This window comes from Methylobacterium sp. HJ2, assembly GCF_056431005.1.
Genome location: NZ_JBWJYM010000006.1, coordinates 300,557 through 320,702 on the forward strand (window position 1 = coordinate 300,557; position 20,146 = coordinate 320,702).

Sequence of the window (20,146 nt, forward strand, 5' to 3'; positions counted from 1 at the left end):
CCGGGAGCCCCGCGCATGACCGTACGCCTGTTCGAACCGCTGACCCTCGACGGGCTGACGCTCGAGAATCGCATCCTGATCGCGCCGATGTGCCAGTACTCGGCGCGCGACGGGCAGGCGACCGACTGGCACATGATGCATCTGGGCCATCTCGCCATGTCGGGCGCGGGCCTGCTGACGCTGGAGGCGACCGCGATCTCGCCGGAGGCGCGCATCACCGCCTGGGACCTCGGCCTCTACGACGACGGCTGCGAGCGGGCGCTCGGCCGCGTCCTCGACGCGGTGCGGGGCTACGCGCCGATCCCCGTCTGCATCCAGATCGCGCATGCGGGCCGCAAGGCCTCGAGCGCGGCGCCCTGGTCCGGCGGCCAGCAGATCCCGCCGGAGCATCCCTATGGCTGGCGCACCGAGGCGCCCTCGGCGCTCGCGCACGGCGACGGCGAGGTGGCGCCGCACGCCCTCGACGCCGCCGACCTGAAGCGGGTGCGCGAGCAGTTCGTGGCGACCGCGAAACGCGCCGTCCGCCTCGGCATCGAGGCGGTCGAGCTGCACGGGGCGCACGGCTACCTGCTGCATCAATTCCTCTCGCCGCTCGCCAACAAGCGGACGGACGCCTACGGCGGCAGCCTCGAGAACCGCATGCGCTTCCCCCTCGAGATCTACGACGCGGTGCGCGCGGTGGTCCCGGCGGGCAGCCCGGTCTGGCTGCGCGTCTCGGCCACCGACTGGGTGGAGGACGGCTGGGACCTCGACGAGACCGTCGCCCTCGCCCAGGCCCTGAAGCGGGCGGGCTCCCCGGCGATCCACGTCTCGACCGGCGGCGTCTCGCCCAAGCAGGCGATCAAGCTCGGCCCCGGCTACCAAGTGCCCTTCGCCGAGCGGATCAAGGCGGAGACGGGGCTGACCACCATCGCGGTCGGGCTGATCACGGAAGCCGCACAGGCCGAAGCGATTCTGCAGGAGGGCCGCGCCGACGCGATCTCGCTGGCGCGGGCCATGCTGTACGACCCGCGCTGGCCCTGGCACGCCGCGGCCGAGCTCGGTGCCCAGGTGCGCGCGCCGAAGCAGTACTGGCGCTCGCAGCCGCGGGAATACAAGGACCTGTTCCGCGATACGGCCTTCGGGCAGCGCTGAGCGGCGAACGCTCCGCCGGACGCGGGGGAGGTCGATCCCTCCGGCGTCGCTCTCAAGCGCCGCCGCCCCTCTCCGGCCCGGACTACGGAGCCGACGCCTACCGCGCCACCGCCCCGATTAGCGGCCCGAGCGGGCGGCTGAGGTCGCTGCGGTTGAGGTTCGGCGCGTAGAGGCTCGAGACGCTGCCGTCGAGGAAGAGCGCGTTGCGGCAGCCGAGGTCGTCGCGGAACAGCCGGGCGAAGGCCCCGAAGGTGACGGGGCGCTCCGAGATCGCGAACACCGCCGTGTGCCCGTCGTCGCGCACGCCGACGCCGTTGCGGATCTTCTGCGACGGGCCGTCGGCGGAGATCTTCGGGTGGATCTGCCCGTCGATCACCAGCATCGGCCCCGACTGGGTGGCGTAGTCCGGCTTCAGCCGCGCGCGGAGATAGCGGGCGGTGTCGAGGACGCCAGCCCGGTCGCCCTTCACCCAGAACACGCCGTTGGGCTTGAGGTGGAAGTTGCCCGGGCCGTTGGCGGTCGAGACGCCCTTCATCTCGTGCCCGTCCTCGACGTAGAGGCCCACCGGCGCCTGCCCCTTGTCGTACATGCCGGCATTCATGGCGAAGCTGAGCTTGCCCCCCTGCTTCTCCGCGAGGGTGCCGAGCGAGGCGTAGGGCAGGCCGTCCGCGCCGAGCCAGAACACCCGCACCCGCTGCCGCCGCAGGTCGGCGGTGCAGACCGTGAAGGTCTCGCCCTGGGCCTGAACCGGGGCGCAGGGCGTGCCCGCGGGCGCCGACGGGGCGGCCCGGAGCGGGGCGACCAGGATCGCGGACAGGCAGGCCGAGGCGAGGCAGAGCGGGGCAAGGCGCACCCGGACGCGGCGTAACATCATCGTGATACCCTGAGGTTGCGCGACGGCGAGCGGGCCCGCGCAGGAGCGGTTCTCCCGCGAAAGCACGGCTTTTTTCAAGCCGCGGCCCGTCCCGGCGGGGCGAAGGGCCCGGCGGCGGCCCGATCTGTCGCAGGGCGGGGCTGAACCGCAACGGGCGGACCGGCGTTTCAGGCTCACTGGGGCATTCTGCACGATTTCGGAGATTCTGATGAAACGGATTGTTCTTGCATCCGCCCTATCGCTCGGCGCGCTGGCGATGATCCCGGCCAGCGCCGACGCGCGCGGCTTCGGCGGCGGCGGCTTCCACGGCGGCGGGTTCGGTGGCGGCGGCTTCCGCGGCGGCTTCGGCGGCGGCGGTTTCCGGGGCGGCTTCGGCGGCTACCGGGGCGTCGGCTTCGGCGGCTATCGCGGCGGTTTCGGCGGCTATCGCGGCGGCTACGGCTACCGGCGCGGCTACGGCTACGGCCTCGGCGGCCTGGGTCTCGGCGTCGGCCTCGGCCTCGCCGCGGGCGGCCTCTACGGCGGCTACGGCGGCTACGGCTATCCGGGCTATGGCTACGGCTACGCCCCGGTCGGCTACGGCGCCTACGATTACGGCTACGGCGGCGGCTGCTACACCGTTCCGCGCGTGCGCTGGACGCCCTACGGCTATCGCCGCGTGCTGGTCCAGCGCTGCTACTGAGCCGAGCGCGGATCCGATCGGATCGACGGAGGGGACGCCGCGAGGCGGCCCCTTTTTCATGTCGGGCTCAGCGCGCCCGCTGCATCTCGTCGCGCCGCATCGGCATGGCGTCGACGGTGTGAAACAGGTGCTGCGGCGGGATCGGCTCGGCCTCGCTGAGCTTGGCCCCGCCATCCTTGCCGACGAGGACCGCGCGGAAATCGCCTGCCGCCAGCCCGAGCCGCCGGCGCAGGGATGCCGCCTCTGCGCCCGGGCCCACCGCCTCCAGCACCACGAGATCGCGCTCCCGCAGACCCTGGCGGACGGCGGCCAGGGCCTCGCGCTGGGCCCGCAGGCGCGGGTCGGCCGCATCCGGGGCCGCGAGCACCAGGACGCGCGACGTCCAGCGATAGGAGGCGAGCGGATCGCCCGCCGCCGCGCCGTCCGGCCCGCCCGCCACCGCCAGGACGAATCCGAGGCCCAATCCGGCCGTGATGGTGCGCATGATCCCCTCCCGCGCGTCGATCCTCGCGGACGGGAACGCGCGAGACCGCCGCCGGATCGCCGCCCGCACGGCTTCCCCCGGCGCGCGCCTGTTCCAGATTGCTCGGACCGACCGGCCCGAGAGAGGATCCCGCCCATGGCCCCCATGAACCGCCGCATCGTGCTGGCCTCGCGCCCGCACGGGGAGCCGAGCCCGGCGCATTTCCGCCTGGAAGAGGCGCGCCCGCCGGTCCCGAAGGCGGGCGAGGTCCTGCTGCGCACCCGCTGGCTCTCCCTCGACCCCTACATGCGCGGGCGCATGAGCGCGGCCAAATCCTACGCCGCGCCGGTGGCGATCGGCGAACCGATGACCGGCGGCACGGTGAGCGAGGTGGTGCAGTCGAACAACCCGGACTTCGCCGAGGGCGAGCTGGTCTCGGCCTTCGGCGGCTGGCAGGACTACGCCGTCTCGGACGGCAAGGGCCTGCAGCGGATCCCGCCGGGCGTGCCGCCCACGGCCGCGCTCGGCATCCTCGGCATGCCGGGCATGACCGCCTATACGGGCCTGCTCAACATCGGCCGGCCGAAGGCGGGCGAGACCGTGGTGGTCGCCGCCGCCGCGGGGCCGGTGGGGTCCCTCGTCGGGCAGATCGCGCGGCTGAAGGGCGCTCGCGCCGTCGGGATCGCGGGCGGGCCGGAGAAGTGCCGCTACCTCACCGAGGAGCTCGGCTTCGACGCGGGCATCGACCATCGCGGCGACGACTTTCCGGCCGCGCTGGCCGCCGCCTGCCCGGACGGCATCGACGTGTATTTCGAGAATGTCGGCGGCGCGGTGTTCGAGGCGGTGCTGCCGCTCCTCAACGACTTCGCCCGGGTGCCGGTCTGCGGCCTCGTGGCCGGCTACAACGCCGCCGAACTGCCCCCGGGGCCCGACCGGTCGCCTATTCTGATGCGCGCGATCCTGACCAAGCGCCTGCAGCTGCAGGGCTTCATCGTCTGGGACTTCGCCGCGCAGACCGAGGCCTTCCTGCACGAGGTCGGCACCTGGCTGCAGGACGGCCAGGTCAAGCATCGCGAGGACATCGTGGAGGGCCTGGAGAACGCCCCCGAGGCCTTCATCGGCCTCCTGAAGGGGCGCAACTTCGGCAAGCTCATCGTCCACGTGGCCTGAGGGGGCGGGACCGGGGCCACGCCCCGGCCGTCCTGTCGCGACCGGCGAGCTGCCGGGATCGCGCACTTGCCGCGACAGACGAACAAAGGTAGAACACGCGCGCGAGCCCGTCCCATGTGTTTACCGGGAACAAGCGGCCTCGGCGCATTGCCGCCGACCGCCCTCCCGGCGCATGACGATCGGGCCCGGGCTCGTAGCGAACGCCCAGTGAGATCGAACGGTGAGGAGAGAGCGATGGCGGGCAGCGTGAACAAGGTGATCCTGGTGGGCAATCTCGGGCGCGATCCCGAGACGCGCCGGCTCGGATCCGGCGACCCCGTGGTCAACCTGCGGCTGGCGACGTCCGAGTCCTGGAAGGACAAGGCGTCGGGCGAGCGCAAGGAGAAGACCGAGTGGCACTCGGTCGTGATCTACAACGAGAATCTCGCCCGCGTGGCCGAGCAGTACCTGCGCAAGGGCTCGAAGGTCTACATCGAGGGACAGCTCCAGACCCGGAAGTGGACCGACAATTCCGGCGTCGAGAAGTACACCACCGAGGTGGTGCTGCAGCGCTTCCGCGGCGAGATGACGATCCTCGACGGTCGCGGCGGCGGCGGCGACTTCGCCCAGGACGACGAGGGCGGCGGCCAGAGCGGCAGTCAGAGCGGCGGTCAGGTCAGCCGCGGCGGCGATTACGGCGGCGGCCGCTCCCAGGGCGGCGAGCGCCGCCCGGCCCCGGCCGCGGGCGGCGGCGGGCGCGGCAACTTCGACCTCGACGACGACATCCCGTTCTAGCATCGGGACGCGGTCGACCGGAGCCTCGGCCCCGGTCGGCCGTATCGGGACGCCCCGCATTGACGGCGGCATCGCCCGCCGATACCCCGGCGGCTGTACCGGGCGGTACAGCCGCCGGGAGTTCCGCGCGCGATCGGGGCGCGACCCGTCATCGACAGAGCCATGCCCAGAGCCGTCACCGAGCGGTCCGACACGATCCCGCTCCTGGCGGAGATCTTCCGGGAGCACGGCTTCGCGGGCGCCAGCCTGTCCCTGATCGGCCGGAAGACCGGCCTGGGGAAGGGCAGCCTCTACCACTTCTTCCCCGGCGGGAAGGCTGAAATGGCCGAGAGCGTCCTCGACGAGATCGACGCGTGGTTCGAGACCCGGATGTTCCGGCCGCTCCGGCAGGATCCCGATCCGCGGGCGGCGATCCGCACGATGCTCCGCACGACGGACGATTATTTCCGCTCCGGGCGGCGCCTCTGCCTCGTGGGCGTGCTGGCGCTCGGCGACGCCCGGGACCGGTTCGCCGACCGGATCGACGCCTATTTCGTCGCCTGGCGCGGCGCCCTCGCCGACGCCCTGCACCGGGCGGGCCTCACGGAGGCCGAGGCCCGCGACCTCTCGGAGGAGGCCGTCACCGCGATCCAGGGCGCGCTCGTGACGGCGCGGGCGATCCGGGATCCCGGCCTGTTCACCCGGACGCTGGAGCGCCTGGAACGGCGTCTGTGCGGGGATGCCGGGGCGTGACCGGCCGCGAGAGCGAGGGAGCGAGTGAGGGTCTGCGCCTCGAGGGGCTGCGGAGCGCCCTGGCCGGGCCGTTCGATCTCGCCGTGCCGCGCGGGCGGATCGTGGCGGTGTCGGGGCCGTCGGGGTCGGGCAAGAGCCTGTTCCTGCGCATGATCGCCGATCTCGATCTCCACACCGGCGCCGTCACGCTGCACGGCCGCGCGCGCGCCGACAGCCCGGCCCCGGACTGGCGGCGGCGCGCGCCCTACGTCGCGGCCGAATCCGGCTGGTGGCACGAGGCGGTGGCCGAGCATTTCGCGCCCGCGCACCGCCCCCGGGCAGAGGCGCTGGCGGCCCGGCTCGGCCTCGGCGCCCAGCCCTTCGGGGGCCAGGTAGCGACGCTCTCGACCGGCGAGCGCCAGCGGCTCGCCCTGGTCCGGGCCCTGGTCCTCGACCCGCCCCTGCTGCTCCTCGACGAGCCGACCGGCCCCCTCGATCCGGCCTCGGCGGAGGCGGTCGAGGCCGTGCTGCGCGAGCGCGCGGCAGCGGGGACCATCGTCGTCCTGGCCACGCACGATCCGGGGCAGGGCGCGCGCCTCGGCGCCCGGGCCCTCCGCATGGCCGAGCGGCGCCTCGAGCCGGGCCGATGAGCCCCATCGCCCTGGGGCCCTCTGACCTCGCGGTCGCCGCCGCCCTCGTCGTCCTCGATGCGGGCCTGTCGCTCGCCCTCGGCCTGAAAATCCACCGCCAGATCGCGATCGCGTCCGCCCGCATGGTCGTGCAGCTCGTCGCGGTCGGCTACCTGCTGCGCTTCGTCTTCGCCCTCGCCAGCCCCGCGGCGACCCTGGCGCTCCTCCTCGTCATGGCGCTGATCGCCGCCCGCGAGGTGGCGGCGCGGCCCGAAGCGCGCTTCCGGGGCTCCGGCACCCTGACAGTCAGCCTCGTCAGCGTGCTCTTGGCGACGGCGACCACGGCGGGCCTCGCCCTCGCGACGGCGATCCGGCCGGAGCCCTGGTACGATCCCCGCTACGCCGTGCCGCTGACCGGCATCGTGCTGGGCTCCGTCCTGAACGCCGCCAGCCTGACGCTCGACGGGCTCCTCGGCAGCGTCCGACGCGAGCGCGCCGCGATCGAGGCCCAGCTCGCCCTCGGCGTGCCGTTCCGCGCGGCGACGGCGGCCCTGTTCCGCACGGCGGTGCGCCGGGGCCTCCTGCCGATCGTCAACCAGATGTCGGCGGCCGGCATCATCACGCTGCCGGGGATCATGACCGGCCAGATCCTGGCCGGCATGGATCCGGTCGCGGCCGTCAGCTACCAGATCCTGCTGATGTTCCTGCTCGCGGGCGCGAGCGGCCTCGCCGCCCTCTGCATCGCCGCCCTGACCCTGCGCCGGCTCACCGACGACCGGCAGCGCCTGCGCCTCGACCGCCTCGTCTGATCCCCGCCGGCGGTCGCCCGCCGCCGGGCCCGGAGCCGTTCCGGGTCGCGTCCGACGGGCACCGGACCTCTGCCCTGACGGGCTCCCGTCGCAGAACCGGCATCCAGACCGGAAGGCGGTCTAGAAGTCGACCGCGAGGCCCTTCACCTCCCAGTCCTCGTAGCGCACGGGCTCCAGGCCGCCGCGGCCGAGATGCTCGGGGCGGGCGGCGATCTCGGCCGCGCGGGCATCGACCGCGGCGCGGCGGGCGGCGGCCTCCGCCAGGGCGCGCTCGGCCTCCGGGGTGAGGCGGCGCGGAGGCGCCTCGGCCGCCCGCGGCGTTTCGTCCTGTCTCGCGTTGGACTGTGGCGCGACTTGCTGCGGCACGTCTTGCATCTGGCTCGCTCGGGTGGAAGGGCAGGGTGCCGGCACGGGCCGGCCCGGAGCCGGCCAGGGTGGGATCGCCGGCAGGATCATTGGAAAGTGGCATCGAGGAGCACACCGCGCAACGGACGCCCCGCACCGGCGACGAGGGGCGAAGCGGCGCAGGAGCCGGATCCGGCCCAGGACGCCGCCGGGCTGCCCGCGCGGGCAGCCGCGATGCGGGCCGTGGCCGAGCTTCTCGGCCAGAACCGGGCGCTCGCCCTCGAGGATGCGCTGGCCCAGGCGGGTCGGGGGCTCGATCCGGCCGAGGCGGCGCTCGCGCGCGCCATCGCCACCGCCACCTTCCGGCGCTTCGGCCTGATCCGGACGGCCTTGCGCGCGCGCCTCGCCCACGGTCTGCCGGAGGACCAGCCCATGCTGCTGGCGCTCCTCGCCACCGGCGCCGCGCAGATCCTCGACCTCGCGGTACCCGACCACGCCGCCGTCGATCTCGCGGTCCGGCTCGCCAAGGGCGAGCGGCGCACGCAGCATCTCGGCGGCCTCGTCAACGCGGTGCTGCGCCGGGTCGCCCGCGAGCGCGCCGAGATCCTGGGCGCGAGCGCCGCCGCGGCCGACCCTCTGGCCGACGGCACGCCCGATTGGCTGGCGGCGCGCTGGCGCGACCATTACGGCGCGGCGACCGCCCGCCAGATCGGCCGCGCCCATCTCTCCGGCGCCACCGTCGACCTCACGGTCCGGGCCGATCCGGAGATCTGGGCCGAGCGCCTGGGCGCCACCCTGCTGCCGACCGGCTCCCTGCGATTGCCCGCGGAATCCGGGCCGATCGCCGCCCTGCCGGGCTTCGCCGAGGGGGCGTGGTGGGTGCAGGACGCCGCCGCGGCGATCCCCGGCCGCCTTCTCGCCGCCCAGCCCGGCGAGCGCGTCGTCGACCTCTGCGCGGCGCCCGGCGGGAAGACCGCCCAGCTCGCCGCCGCGGGCGCCGCGGTGACGGCCCTCGACCGCTCGGCCCCGCGCCTGGAGCGGCTGCGGCGGAACCTCGACCGCCTCGGGCTCGCCGCCGAGATCGTGGTCGGCGACGCGCTCGCCCTCGACCGGCCGGGCGGCTTCGACGCGGTCCTGCTCGACGCGCCCTGCTCGGCCACGGGCACGATCCGGCGCCATCCCGACGTCGCCTGGACCAAGACCGAGGCCGACGTCGCGCGGCTCTCCGGCCTGCAGGCCCGCCTGCTCGACCACGCCGCCGGCCTCGTCGCGCCGGGCGGGCGCCTCGTCTACTGCACCTGCTCGCTGGAGCCCGAGGAGGGCGAGGCCCGCATCGCGGATTTCCTGAGCCGGACCCGTGCCTTCGAACGGGATCCCGTCAGGCCGGACGAGGTCGGGGCCTTGAGCGCCCTGATCGATCGGAACGGGGACCTGCGCACGCTGCCCTGCCATCTCGGCGGCGGCGCGGACGACCGCGGCGGCCTCGACGGCTTCTTCGCGAGCCGGCTGCGCCGCGTGGGCTGAGGCTGCCGTTCCATCGCGACGAAAACCGGTCTAAACGGCCGCTCCCGCGCCGCGCGCGGCGCGCCCCCGACCACCGCTTACCTGCCGCGTACGCAGGAGTGAGCCCGGAGACCTGGCCATGCCCATCCTGACATTCCCCGACGGCAACACCCGCGCCTTCGACAGCCCGGTGACCGGCCGCGCCGTGGTGGAGGGCATCGCCAAGTCGCTGGCCAAGCGCACCGTGGCGATGGCGCTCGACGGCACCGTCACGGATCTGGACGATCCGATCGCGCACGACGTGCGCATCGAGTTCCTGGACCGCACCGATCCCCGCGCCCTGGAGCTGATCCGGCACGATTGCGCCCACGTGCTCGCCGAGGCGGTGCAGGAGCTCTGGCCGGACACCCAGGTGACGATCGGCCCGGTGATCGAGAACGGCTTCTACTACGACTTCGCCCGGTCCGAGCCCTTCACCCCGGAGGACTTCCCGACGATCGAGGCGAAGATGCGCGAGATCATCGCGCGCGACGCCCCCTTCACCAAGGAGGTCTGGAAGCGCGAGGACGTGCGCACGCTCTTCGCCGAGAAGGGCGAGGGCTACAAGGTCGAGCTGGTCGACGCGATCCCGCCGGGCGAGGACCTGAAGATCTACCGCCAGGGCACGTGGTTCGACCTCTGCCGCGGGCCGCACATGACCTCGACGGGCAAGGTCGGCACCGCCTTCAAGCTGATGAAGGTCGCGGGCGCCTATTGGCGCGGCGATTCGAACAACCCGATGCTGACCCGCATCTACGGCACCGCCTGGGCCTCGAAGGAGGATCTCGACGCCTACCTGCACCGGCTGGAGGAGGCCGAGCGCCGCGACCACCGCAGGCTCGGCCGCGAGATGGACCTGTTCCACTTCCAGGAGGAGGGGCCCGGCGTGGTGTTCTGGCACGCCAAGGGCTGGACGATCTTCCAGGAACTCATCGCCTACATGCGCCGCCGCCTGAAGGGCGACTACGCCGAGGTGAACGCGCCGCAGATCCTCGACAAGGCCCTGTGGGAGACCTCCGGGCACTGGGGCTGGTATCGCGAGAACATGTTCGCGGCCCAGAGCGCGGGCGAGGAGGCAGAGGACAAGCGCTGGTTCGCCCTCAAGCCGATGAACTGCCCGGGGCACGTGCAGATCTTCAAGCACGGCCTGAAGTCGTACCGCGATCTGCCTCTGCGCATGGCGGAATTCGGGGTGGTGCACCGCTACGAGCCGTCCGGCGCCATGCACGGGCTGATGCGGGTGCGCGGCTTCACCCAGGACGACGCGCACATCTTCTGCACCGAGGACCAGCTCGCCGACGAGTGCCTGACGATCAACGACCTGATCCTCTCGACCTACGCGGATTTCGGCTTCGACCAGATCGTGGTGAAGCTCTCGACCCGGCCCGAGAAGCGGGTCGGCTCGGACGCCCTGTGGGACCACGCGGAAGAGGTGATGACCCGCGTGCTGGCGCAGATCGAGGCGCAGTCGGGCGGGCGCATCCGCACCGAGGTGAACCCGGGCGAGGGCGCCTTCTACGGACCCAAATTCGAGTACGTGCTGCGCGACGCCATCGGCCGCGACTGGCAATGCGGCACCACGCAGGTCGACTTCAACCTGCCCGAGCGGTTCGGCGCCTTCTACGTCGATGCCGACAGCCAGAAGAAGCCGCCCGTGATGGTCCACCGCGCCATCTGCGGCTCGATGGAGCGCTTCACCGGCATCCTGATCGAACATTTCGCCGGGCATTTCCCGCTCTGGCTCGCGCCGGTCCAGGTGGTGGTGGCCACGATCACCGGGGATGCCGACGCCTATGCCCGCACGGTGGTGCGGATGCTGGAGCGGGCGGGGCTGCGGGTCGAGGCGGACCTACGCAACGAGAAGATCAACTACAAGGTCCGCGAGCACTCGCTCGCCAAGGTCCCGGTGCTGCTGGCGCTCGGGCGGCGCGAGGCGGAGGAGGGCACCGTCTCGATCCGCCGCCTCGGCAGCCAGAAGACCACCACCCTGCCGCTCGCCGAGGCGGTGGCGGCCTTCGTCGCGGAGGCGACCTCCCCGGACCTGCGCCGCGCCGAGGCGGTGGCCGAGACGCGCCCGACCGAGGACGCGACGCTGGACGGGCAGCACGTGGTCGAGCCGGCGCCCTGACGGCCCGGGGGCGGGGCGCCGACGGCCTCGTACCGGATCCGGCCGATCCCTTCGGGAAGGCGGATCCGGGCTTCGCTCGAGCGCCGCGCGGGCTGCGTGACACGGCCGCCGCTATTATCAAGCGGAGGCCGCGTCACCCCGCCATCGCCCGCCCCAGCGCTGCGAAGACCCGCGGGTCGGCGCATTGGGCCACGTTGAAGCGGAGGTAGCCCGCCGCCCCCTGCCCGACGCTGAAGACGTTGCCGGGAGCGAGCACCACGCGCTCGGCAAGCGCCCGGCGCGAGATCTCGCCCGCGTCGAGGCCGTCCGGCAGGCAGGCCCACAGGAACATGCCGGCGGGCGGCACGAACGGCACCGCCAGCCCCGCCGCGCGCAGACGCCGGAGCACCCGCCCGCGGGCCTCGGCGAGGCGCAGGCGCAGCGCGTCGAGATGGTGGCGGTAGCTGCCGTCGGTGAGGACGCGCTGCACCACGCCGGCCGCGAGGTGCGAGTCGCCGAGGCTCACCGCGACCTTCAGGTCGACGAAGCGCTCGACCCAGGCGCCCCGCAACGCCACGTAGCCGACGCGGCAGGCCGAGGAGAGCGTCTTCGAGAAGCCCCCGATCTGGATCACCCGCTCCAGCCCGTCGAAGCCGGCGAGCCGGGGACCGGGCTCCCCCTCGAAATCGGCGTAGATGTCGTCCTCCACGATCAGGGTGTCGTGTGCCTCGGCGAGCCGCAGCACCCGGTGCGCCACCGCCGGGGGCAGCGACCCGCCGGTCGGGTTATGGAGGCAGGCGTTGGTCAGGTAGAAGCGTGGCCGGTGGCTGCGGAAGGCCGTCTCCAGCGCGGCGAGATCCGGTCCCTGCGGCCCGAAGGGTACGCCCTCGACCCGGACCCGGTGCGCCCGCAGCAGGGCGCGGAAGTTGAAGTAGCAGGGATCGTCCACCAACACCGTGTCGCCCGGCTCGATCAGGAAGCGGCAGACGAGGTCGAGGGCCTGCGTCGCCGATTCCGTCAGCACGATCTGGTCGGGATGGGCCGGCACCCCGCGCTCGACGAGGCGCCGCGCGAGGTTCTCGCGCAACGGGGTCAGCCCCTGGGGGCTGTCGTAGGCGGTGAGGCCCGGACCGGCCGCGCGGGCGAGGTGGCGCAGCGCGCGGGCGAGCGCCGCCTCGGGCATCCAGTCCGGCGGCAGCCAGCCGCAGCCGGGCTTGAGCACGTCCGGGTAGGTCTCGAGCGCCTGCCGGCTGATCCAGAGCGGATCGACGGCCCGGTCGAGGCGGGGACCCGCGGAGGCGAGGCAGAACGGCTCCGGCCGGCCCGCCACGTAGAAGCCCGAGCCCGGCCGCGAGACGATTGCCCCCTCCGCGGCCAGCCGGTCGTAGGCCTCGACCACGGTGGATTTCGACACGCCCATGCTGGCCGCGAAGGCGCGCACCGAGGGCAGCCGCGCACCGGGCGCGAGCAGCCGCCCGCCGATCCGCCCCTCGATTGCCGCCATCACCGACCCGACCCGGGTGAGGCCGGGCTCCGCCGCGCCGTCCGCCATGATTCCTCCAACCGTACTGCCGATCGTCCCGGACAGTTCGGGCGAATTGTACCGGCTCCGTCCCTGGCCCGAAAGCCCCGGCCCGCCCATCAAGCCGGCCGTGACGGAATCGATGGAGAGACGCGATGGGTGGATCGACGGAGGGGCTTCGGCCGCGCGGAGGGCGGGCGGCGCGGGTCGGGCGGCAGATCGCCGACGCGCTGATCCTGGCGGCGGGCGGGATCGGGCTCGCGCTGCCGCTGATCCTGCCGTTCGGCTGATGCCGGACCGGACGAGGAGGGACCGTCCATGAGCGGAGTTCTTGCCCTCACGGCCCCGGGGCGGCCGGCCCCCGCGGGGGCGGTGCGCGACGGGCTGATCGGCGTGACGATCTTCAGCGGCTCGCTCGCGGCGACCCGCCTCGCGCTGACGGGGTTCGACCCCGTCTTCCTGACGCTGGCCCGGGCCGCGCTGGCGGGGCTTGCGGCGATGCTCGCGCTCCTCGTGCTGCGCCAGCGGCTGCCGCGGGTCGCCGACCTGATCCCGCTCGCCGTGGTGGCGGCGGGCGTGGTGATCGGCTTCCCGCTCCTCACGGCCCTGGCGCTGCGCCATGTGGGGGCCGGGCATGCCAGCGTGTTCGTCGGGCTGCTGCCGCTGTCGACCGCCCTGTTCGGGGCGCTGCGGGCGGGCGAGCGGCCGTCCCGGCCGTTCTGGGTCCTGTCGGGGCTCGGCGCCGCGGTCACGGTCGCCTTCGCCGCGCGCGGCGGCGGTCCGGTCTCGCTCCTCGGCGACGGTCTGATGCTCGCCGCGATGCTGGTCTGCGGCCTCGGCTACGCGGAGGGCGGGCGCTTGGCGCGCCGTCTCGGCGGCTGGCAGGTGATCGCCTGGGCGACGCTGCTGAGCCTGCCCCTGACCCTGCCGCTGGCGCTCCTGCTGCGGCCGGCCGATCCCGGCGGAGCGCCGCTGCCGGCGCTGGCGGGCCTCGCCTACGTGTCGCTCTTCAGCATGCTGATCGGGTTCGTGTTCTGGTACCGGGCGCTGGCCCGCGGCGGTATCGCGGCGATCGGGCAGTTGCAGCTGCTCCAGCCCTTCCTCGGGCTGGCCATCGCGGCGCTGCTGCTCGGCGAGACCATCGACCCGACGATGCCGGTGGCCGCGGGCGCCGTCGCGGCCTGCGTGGCGGGGGCGCGCCGGTTCGCCTGAGCGGGGCGCGGTCCCGCCGGGCTCTCGGGCGCCGGTCGTCAGGCGCCTTTGGCCACCACCTCGATGTCGCGGTCCATCCCGCTCTCCACCTTGAACTCCCGGGTGTAGACCTGCCCGTCGTGGCGGGCGATCAGCACGTAGTCGCCCTCGGCGAGCGTCACCTGCGGGAAGGCGCCGATCGCTTCCCGGATGGTGTCGCCGCCCGGCGTCAGCACGCTGAAGGCGGTGCCCGCGAACGCCTCGGCGCCGGGGGCGGCCACGAGCTTGAGGGTGACGGTGGCGGCGCGGTGGTTGAGCGTCGCGTCGGTGATCTTGCCGTTCTCGACCTTGAGATCGGCGCGCTGGATCGCGTTCGATTCCCCGTAGGTCGAGACCACGTGGTAGGTGCCCTCGGGCAGGCGCAGCAGCTCGCCCGCCTTCACGCCGCTGCGCACCAGCCGTCCCTCCGAGTTGGTGCCGACCGGCACGAAGACCGAGAAGGCGAGCTGCGCGGGCGGAATCCGGGTGTCGCCCACCGCGCCCGAGAGCCGCAAGGCCCCGGCGCTGACCCGCAGGGTGTCGGCAAGCGGCTGGCCCGCGAGGGTGACGCGCTTCGTCGCGCTGGCGAAGCCGTAGGTGACGGTGGCGACATAGGCGCCCGGCGGCAGACGGAAGCTCGGCTCGGCCTCGCCCGAGCGGGCGACGATGTTCGGGCGGCTGCCGTCGCCGCGATCGTCGTAGATGCGCCAGGCGAGGCCCGCGCGGAGCGGCTCGCCGATGCCGGCGAGCACGGCGCTGAGGGAGAGCGTGGTCTCGGCCTCCGCGGGGCTCGGCGGAAAGGCGGGCGCGGTGATCGACGGGGAGGGGACGCCGCCGCCGAGGCGGTTCGGGAAGGTGTCGGCCGGCTGCGCGAGCGCGACGGCGGGCACGAGGGCCGGACAGAGCGCCGCCAGCAGCATCGCCGACAGACCTGGCCCGAACCGACCGCGCATCCCTACCTCCCGAGACCGTCCCGCGTCACCCGGGCCCTCCTGTGACCCCGGACCGTGGCGCCCGCAAGGCGGATGCCCGGCCCACCCTTTTCAGGGAGCCTGCCGCGTGCCAAGTCCGGGCCCTGTTCCGACGTGCCCGGTGCCCCGTGATGAACGCCACCCTCGACCTGCTCAGCCGCCGCCGCTCCGTCCCGCCCGCGCAGCTCGCCGAGCCCGGGCCGACGACCGCCGAGCTCGACACCATCCTGACGCTCGCCGCCCGGGTGCCCGACCACGGCAAGCTCGCGCCCTGGCGCTTCATCGTGATCGCGGGCGCGGCGCGCGCGCGGGTCGGCGAGACCATCGCGGCGGCCTACGCGGCCGACAACCCGGAGGCGGACGCCAAGCGCCTCGACCTCGAGCGCAACCGCCTCGCCCACGCGCCCGTGGTGGTGGCGGTGGTCTCCAGCGCCGGCCCGCACGTCAAGATCCCCGAATGGGAGCAGGTGCTCTCCGCGGGCGCGGCCACGATGAACCTCGTGGTGGCGGCGAACGCGGCGGGCTTCGCGACGTCATGGCTCACCGAATGGTTCGGCTACGACCGCCGGGTGCTCGACGCGCTGGGGCTCGCCCCGAGCGAGCGCCTCGCCGGCTTCGTCCATATCGGGCAGCCGCGGGACATCCCGGGCGACCGGCCGCGCCCGGCGCTCGCCGAGATCGTCACGCGGCTCTGAGGGGAACAGGCGATGGATTACGACACCGAGACCCGGACGCTGCCGCACAACCCGCTGAAGGCGATCGTCGCGCCCCGGCCGATCGGCTGGATCAGCACGATGAGCCGGGACGGGGGCCTCAACCTCGCGCCCTACTCGTTCTTCAACGCGGTGGCCGACGACATGGTGGCCTTCTCCTCCACGGGGCGGAAGGACGCCATGACCTTCGCGGAGGAGGGCGGCGACTTCGTCTGCAACCTCGCGAGCTGGGACCTGCGCGAGGCGATGAACGCCTCCTCGGCGCCGCTCCCGCGCGGGGAGAGCGAGTTCGCCTTCGCGGGCCTCGCCACGGCGCCCTCCCGCAAGGTGCGCCCCCCTCGCGTCGCCGACGCGGCCGCGGCGATCGAGTGCCGCTGGCTGCAGACCGTGCCGCTGGTGCCGCTCGCCGGCGGAGAGGCGCAGAACTTCCTGGTGATCGGGCAGGTGGTCTCGATCTACATCGACGAGCGCTACGTGAAGGACGGGCTCGTCGACACCGCGGCGATGCGGCCGATCCAGCGCGGCGGCTATTTCGACTACTTCGCGGTCGCGGCCGAGAACCGCTTCACCATGCAGCGGCCGAAGGGCGCCGGCGACTACACGTCTCGCTGAGAGGCCCGTCGGAACATCGCGGCGAACCCGTCGCGGTGCGCCCGCGCGGGATCGGCCCCGGCGCTCTCGATCGCCGGCACGCCGGCCGCGGCGGCGGCGAGCCGGATCAGGGCCCGCGCCTGCGCGAGCGGCGCCGCCCAGGGCTCCTGCGCCGGCACGCCGAGGTCGCGGGCGAGATCCTCCGCGTCCCAGCCGAGGCCCTCGAGCCGCGGGCTCGCCCCCGCCAGCTCCTGCGCCCGCAGGATCCCGCGCGCGGTGCCGGCCACCGCGAGGATGCGCAGGGCGCCGTCGGCGAGCCCCGTCTCGGCCTCGTGCACCGCGAGCCGATTGCCGAGCCGCGCGACCGCGGCACCGCCCTCGGCGCGCGCGAGCACGACCCCAGCGGGCCGGAGGGCGAGGAGCGCCGGAAGATCGGACAGGCCCGGCTCCGGCCGGACGTAGAGGCGGGGCACGCGGGCGCGCAGGGCCGCGAGCCGGTCCGCCGCCGGCGCGCGCCCCCCGACGATCAGCGCGTCGGGCCGGACGCCGCGGAGCGCGTTCTCCGCGCGCGTGTCGTCGGGGGCGAGGATCAGAAGGCTGCGCATCGGCTCCGCGGCTCGGGGGCGCGGCGTGACCGAGACCCCGGGAACTTCAAGCTTTCTTTACCATAACGGGACCAGATTCGCGGACGGGGAACGCGGCGTCCGCGCTCCCCGGCGCCGGCGGGATCGCCCCGAGCCGGCGCGACCCACGCGGCCTCCCCGGATGTTCCTGTTCACCACGCCCTCCAGCCCCCGCGAGACCGGCGCGCAACCCGGCGCGAGCGCCAGGACGGCCGGGCCGGGCGTCGTGGAGGCGATCCGCGACGGGGCGCAGGCGAGCGGCGTCGGCTTCGACTACCTGCTCGCCACGGCCCAGCGGGAATCCGCCCTCGACCCCTCGGCCAAGGCCGGCACGTCGAGCGCCACCGGCCTGTTCCAGTTCATCGAGCAGACCTGGCTCGGCGTGATGAAGAATGCCGGGCCGAAGCTCGGCCTCGCCCCCTACGCCGACGCCATCACGGCGCGGCCGGACGGCACGTACGCGGTGGACGACCCGGCGGCCCGCCAGACTATCCTCGACCTGCGCCGCGATCCCCGCATCTCGGCGACGCTCGCGGGCGCGCTCACCCAGAAGAACGGCGAGGCCCTGGCCGGCGTCCTCGGGCGCGAGCCGGGCGCCGGCGACCTCTACGCCGCCCATGTCCTCGGGGCGCGGGGCGCGGCGAGCCTGATCGCCTCCGTGCGCGCCAATCCCGACCGGGCGGCGGCTCTCGACCTGCCGGAGGCGGCCGCCGCCAACCGCGCCCTGTTCTACGACCGGAGCGGGCGCCCGCGCACGGTGGCCGAGCTCTATGCCGGCCTGTCGGCGGCGGCGCAGGGCAACGCTCAGGGAAGCACCCAGGGGAATGCCCCCGGAGCCGGCCTGCGCGGCACCACCTCCGTGCTCAACCCCGAGGGCGACCTGCCCCAGGCCACCACCGCCTACGCCGCCTCGGCCTACGCGGCGGGGGCCGACCTGCGCAGCCTGTTCCAGACCGACCGGCGGCCCGGCCCGGTGGCGCAGGGGCTGCCGAAGCTGTGGCAGGGGCGCCCCGACGCCGCCACGGCGAGCGCCACCGCACCCGTGCGGACGGCGCAGAGCTGGTTCCCGCGCTCCGAGGCCGGCGCCGATGCCGAGCCGACGCCCCAGGCCGCGGCGGAGCCGGAGCCCGCTGCGGCGCGGACCACCGGCGCCCTCGCGGCCGATCCGGTGCCCTCCGGCAGCGTCATCCTGAACCCGCCCCTGCCGCCGCGGCGCCCGGCCGCGCTCGCGGCGCGGGCCACGCAGCCCCACGCGAACGCCTTCTTCGCCACCCGGAGCGGTCCATGATCATCCGCCAGTTCCTGGCCTCGACCCAGCACGCCTCGGCCGGGCAGCGGGCCGAATCCGCCTCGGCGCTGGCGCGGGCCTACCTCTACGGCAACCTCGCGCCCGAGGCCGCCTGGGAGGCCAAGACCGCCCTGCTCGCCCTCCTGGACGATCCGGCGCCGATCGTGCGCCGGGCCCTGGCCGAGGCCTGCGCCGCCTCGGCCCGGGCGCCGCGCCCCCTCGTGGTGGCGCTCGCCTGCGACCAGACCGAGATCGCCTGCGTGGTGCTCGCCCGCTCGCCCGTGTTCAGCGACGCCGACCTCGTGGACGCCGCCGCCGTCGGCTGCGAGGCGGTGCGCGCCACGATCGCCGGGCGCCACCACCTCTCCCACCCGGTCGCGGGCGCACTGGCCGAGATCGGCACCGCGGAGACCCTGACGGTGCTCGCGCGCAACCCCACCGCCCGGATCACCACGGGCCGGATGCTGCGGATGGTGGAGCGCCACGGCTCGGACGCGTCGCTGCGCGAGGCCCTGCTGGAGCGGGCGGAGCTGCCGATCGAGGTGCGCCACGCGGTGGGCGCGCGCCTCGCGCAGGACCTCTCGCGCTACGTCACCCAGGCCGGCTGGCTCAGCCCGGAGCGCAGCGCCCGGATGAGCCGGGAGGCGGGCGAGCGCGCCGTGCTCGAACTCTGCGCCGGGGCCGGCGCCGCGGCCCATGCCCGCGTGGTCCGCCACCTGCGCCAGACCGGTCAGCTCAATGCCGGGCTGATCCTGCGGGCGATCCTGTCCGGGCAGATGACCTTCGCGGAGACCGCCTTCGCCGACCTCTCGGGCCTCGACCACGCCCGGGTGACGCACCTGATGCGCGAGCCCCGCGGCATCGCCGAGCTGCACCGGCGGGCCGGGCTCGCGGAGGCGCTCCTGCCCGCGATCACCGCCGCGCTCGGCGCGTGGCGCGAGGCGCAGAGCGGGACGAGCACGCTCCGGGGCGCCGGCCTGTCGCGCCGGATGATCGAGCGCGCGCTCACCGCCTGCGAGGACATGCCGTTTTCCGAGATGCAGGCCGTGACGGCGCTGCTCGTGCGCTACGAGGCCGAGGCCGCCCGCGACGAGGCCCGCGAGGTCTCCCGCGCCATCGCCGAGGAGGCGCTCGCGCGCGAGGCGGCGCGGCGCGCCAGCCGCGACGAGCACGCGGCGTGGCGCCAGGCCGAGGCCGAGGCGCGCGGCGAGATCCGCAGCGGAATGGTGACCCGTCTGGGCGCGCCGCTCGCGGAGCCCGAATTCCTGGACGCGGCGCCGGAGGCGGAGATCCGGCCCGGCCTCCGCGGCGACCGGCCTGCCGACCGTCCTGTTGACCGGTTCGACGCCGTGCTCGACGCCCTGCCCGACGCGATCCTGGCGAGCTTTCGCGAGGAGCAGGAGCGGCTGCGACAAGAAGCGCAGCACGCGCACCGGGATGAGGTGCGGCGCGCGGCCGAGGACCAGGGGGGCGATCCGGCCGCGATCGCGGCGGAGCGCCCCGACGCAGTCCCCGAGCCCGCGATGGAATCGGCCGCCGCCCGGGCCGGCGCCGCGGCGCTGGCGGCCTTCGCCGAGCTGGAGGTGGCCCGGCTCGCCGCCTGAGCCGGCCGACGATGATCACACATCCCGGATGAAGCCCGCGCCTGTCCCTCCTCCCTCTGCGGGGGAGGGTGCCGAGCGCGGCGAGGCGGGAGAGGGGAGCGACGGTGCAGGACGGCGCTCCGCATCGACGCTGCGTCCTTGCCGGAAGCCGGGCTCCCCTCTCCCCCCTGCTGCGCAGGGTACCCCCCCCCCGCAGAGGGGGGGAGGGAAGAGCCCGTGCCTTGGCAGGGCAGACTTGGCAGGGCAGCCTTGGCAGGGCACGCCTGGGCGGAATCGCACGACGTGCGAATCCGCTTTGAGGGCCGCGCCCCGGGGGCCGAACCTTGTCGGGGCGGGCCCGATGCTGCAAAGCGGGCGCGCGAAA

General features: G+C 74.5%; 21 protein-coding genes. 15 read left to right on the top strand and 6 right to left on the bottom strand.

The genetic code is table 11. The features are described 5' to 3' along the window. Positions 1–15: 15 nt before the first annotated feature. Positions 16–1,134 (top strand): NADH:flavin oxidoreductase/NADH oxidase, encoded by a 1,119-nt coding sequence (locus ACS5RC_RS16855; protein ID WP_478345035.1) that lies wholly within the window; start codon positions 16–18, stop codon positions 1,132–1,134. Between the two features lie 97 nt (positions 1,135–1,231). Here the strand turns inward: ACS5RC_RS16855 and ACS5RC_RS16860 are convergent, their stop codons facing one another. Further along, a complete protein-coding gene (locus ACS5RC_RS16860) occupies positions 1,232–2,005 on the bottom strand; it encodes a phosphodiester glycosidase family protein (RefSeq protein ID WP_478345113.1) in 774 nt (257 codons plus the stop codon). Positions 2,006–2,216: 211 nt separating this feature from the next. Here ACS5RC_RS16860 and ACS5RC_RS16865 point away from each other — a divergent pair, with 211 nt between their 5' ends. Continuing rightward, entirely contained in the window at positions 2,217–2,690 is a 474-nt protein-coding gene (locus tag ACS5RC_RS16865; protein WP_478345036.1) for a hypothetical protein, read from the top strand. A 67-nt stretch (positions 2,691–2,757) separates the two neighbouring features. Here ACS5RC_RS16865 and ACS5RC_RS16870 read toward each other — a convergent pair whose 3' ends face one another. Beyond that, positions 2,758–3,174 (bottom strand): DUF4174 domain-containing protein, encoded by a 417-nt coding sequence (locus tag ACS5RC_RS16870; protein ID WP_478345037.1) that lies wholly within the window; start codon positions 3,172–3,174, stop codon positions 2,758–2,760. Between the two features lie 135 nt (positions 3,175–3,309). On the opposite strand from ACS5RC_RS16870, the gene ACS5RC_RS16875 reads away from it, so the two are divergent. The 5 genes from ACS5RC_RS16875 (at position 3,310) to ACS5RC_RS16895 (ending at position 7,246) form a co-directional block, all read left to right on the top strand. Beyond that, positions 3,310–4,323, top strand: coding sequence for an NADP-dependent oxidoreductase (locus ACS5RC_RS16875; protein WP_478345038.1), 1,014 nt, complete (start codon positions 3,310–3,312; stop codon positions 4,321–4,323). 234 nt (positions 4,324–4,557) lie between these two features. Continuing rightward, positions 4,558–5,097 (top strand): single-stranded DNA-binding protein, encoded by a 540-nt coding sequence (gene ssb / locus ACS5RC_RS16880; protein ID WP_478345039.1) that lies wholly within the window; start codon positions 4,558–4,560, stop codon positions 5,095–5,097. A 162-nt stretch (positions 5,098–5,259) separates the two neighbouring features. After that, on the top strand, positions 5,260–5,829 hold the full coding sequence (locus tag ACS5RC_RS16885) for a TetR/AcrR family transcriptional regulator (protein ID WP_478345040.1): 570 nt from the start codon (positions 5,260–5,262) through the stop codon (positions 5,827–5,829). Next, positions 5,826–6,458, top strand: a complete 633-nt coding sequence (locus ACS5RC_RS16890; protein ID WP_478345041.1) for an ABC transporter ATP-binding protein — start codon at positions 5,826–5,828, stop codon at positions 6,456–6,458. The genes ACS5RC_RS16885 and ACS5RC_RS16890 overlap by 4 nt, the downstream gene beginning before the upstream one ends. Beyond that, positions 6,455–7,246 carry an ABC transporter permease gene (locus ACS5RC_RS16895; protein WP_478345042.1) on the top strand — a complete coding sequence of 264 codons (792 nt, stop codon included), beginning with the start codon at positions 6,455–6,457 and terminating at the stop codon, positions 7,244–7,246. The genes ACS5RC_RS16890 and ACS5RC_RS16895 overlap by 4 nt, the downstream gene beginning before the upstream one ends. Before the next feature lie 120 nt (positions 7,247–7,366). On the opposite strand, the gene ACS5RC_RS16900 is transcribed toward ACS5RC_RS16895, so the two are convergent. After that, positions 7,367–7,612 carry a DUF1674 domain-containing protein gene (locus tag ACS5RC_RS16900; RefSeq protein ID WP_478345043.1) on the bottom strand — a complete coding sequence of 82 codons (246 nt, stop codon included), beginning with the start codon at positions 7,610–7,612 and terminating at the stop codon, positions 7,367–7,369. A gap of 96 nt (positions 7,613–7,708) precedes the next feature. Between ACS5RC_RS16900 and ACS5RC_RS16905 the strand changes: the two genes are divergently transcribed. Together ACS5RC_RS16905 and thrS are read left to right on the top strand one after the other, a co-directional pair. Beyond that, positions 7,709–9,115, top strand: a complete 1,407-nt coding sequence (locus ACS5RC_RS16905) for an RsmB/NOP family class I SAM-dependent RNA methyltransferase (RefSeq protein ID WP_478345044.1) — start codon at positions 7,709–7,711, stop codon at positions 9,113–9,115. 118 nt (positions 9,116–9,233) lie between these two features. Continuing rightward, on the top strand, positions 9,234–11,261 hold the full coding sequence (gene thrS, locus ACS5RC_RS16910) for a threonine--tRNA ligase (RefSeq protein WP_478345045.1): 2,028 nt from the start codon (positions 9,234–9,236) through the stop codon (positions 11,259–11,261). A gap of 133 nt (positions 11,262–11,394) precedes the next feature. Here the strand turns inward: thrS and ACS5RC_RS16915 are convergent, their stop codons facing one another. Next, on the bottom strand, positions 11,395–12,792 hold the full coding sequence (locus tag ACS5RC_RS16915; protein WP_478345046.1) for an aminotransferase-like domain-containing protein: 1,398 nt from the start codon (positions 12,790–12,792) through the stop codon (positions 11,395–11,397). Between the two features lie 125 nt (positions 12,793–12,917). Here ACS5RC_RS16915 and ACS5RC_RS16920 point away from each other — a divergent pair, with 125 nt between their 5' ends. Further along, complete coding sequence (locus tag ACS5RC_RS16920; RefSeq protein WP_478345047.1) at positions 12,918–13,052, top strand: hypothetical protein; 135 nt, start codon at positions 12,918–12,920, stop codon at positions 13,050–13,052. Positions 13,053–13,080: 28 nt separating this feature from the next. Beyond that, on the top strand, positions 13,081–13,974 hold the full coding sequence (locus ACS5RC_RS16925) for a DMT family transporter (RefSeq protein ID WP_478345048.1): 894 nt from the start codon (positions 13,081–13,083) through the stop codon (positions 13,972–13,974). Positions 13,975–14,012: 38 nt separating this feature from the next. Here ACS5RC_RS16925 and ACS5RC_RS16930 read toward each other — a convergent pair whose 3' ends face one another. Then, positions 14,013–14,912, bottom strand: coding sequence for a hypothetical protein (locus ACS5RC_RS16930; RefSeq protein WP_478345114.1), 900 nt, complete (start codon positions 14,910–14,912; stop codon positions 14,013–14,015). Positions 14,913–15,094: 182 nt separating this feature from the next. Here ACS5RC_RS16930 and ACS5RC_RS16935 point away from each other — a divergent pair, with 182 nt between their 5' ends. Both ACS5RC_RS16935 and ACS5RC_RS16940 read left to right on the top strand, forming a co-directional pair. Further along, entirely contained in the window at positions 15,095–15,658 is a 564-nt protein-coding gene (locus ACS5RC_RS16935) for a nitroreductase family protein (protein WP_478345049.1), read from the top strand. A 12-nt stretch (positions 15,659–15,670) separates the two neighbouring features. Next, entirely contained in the window at positions 15,671–16,288 is a 618-nt protein-coding gene (locus ACS5RC_RS16940) for a flavin reductase family protein (RefSeq protein ID WP_478345050.1), read from the top strand. Here the strand turns inward: ACS5RC_RS16940 and ACS5RC_RS16945 are convergent. Next, positions 16,273–16,872 (bottom strand): aldolase/citrate lyase family protein, encoded by a 600-nt coding sequence (locus ACS5RC_RS16945; protein WP_478345051.1) that lies wholly within the window; start codon positions 16,870–16,872, stop codon positions 16,273–16,275. The two genes, ACS5RC_RS16940 and ACS5RC_RS16945, sit on opposite strands and share 16 nt — an antisense overlap. A gap of 160 nt (positions 16,873–17,032) precedes the next feature. Between ACS5RC_RS16945 and ACS5RC_RS16950 the strand changes: the two genes are divergently transcribed. Together ACS5RC_RS16950 and ACS5RC_RS16955 are read left to right on the top strand one after the other, a co-directional pair. Further along, the gene (locus ACS5RC_RS16950; RefSeq protein WP_478345052.1) at positions 17,033–18,178 is read left to right on the top strand and encodes a transglycosylase SLT domain-containing protein; all 1,146 of its coding nucleotides are present in this window, start codon (positions 17,033–17,035) and stop codon (positions 18,176–18,178) included. Beyond that, positions 18,175–19,782 carry a DUF2336 domain-containing protein gene (locus ACS5RC_RS16955; RefSeq protein ID WP_478345053.1) on the top strand — a complete coding sequence of 536 codons (1,608 nt, stop codon included), beginning with the start codon at positions 18,175–18,177 and terminating at the stop codon, positions 19,780–19,782. The genes ACS5RC_RS16950 and ACS5RC_RS16955 overlap by 4 nt, the downstream gene beginning before the upstream one ends. Positions 19,783–20,146 lie beyond the last annotated feature (364 nt).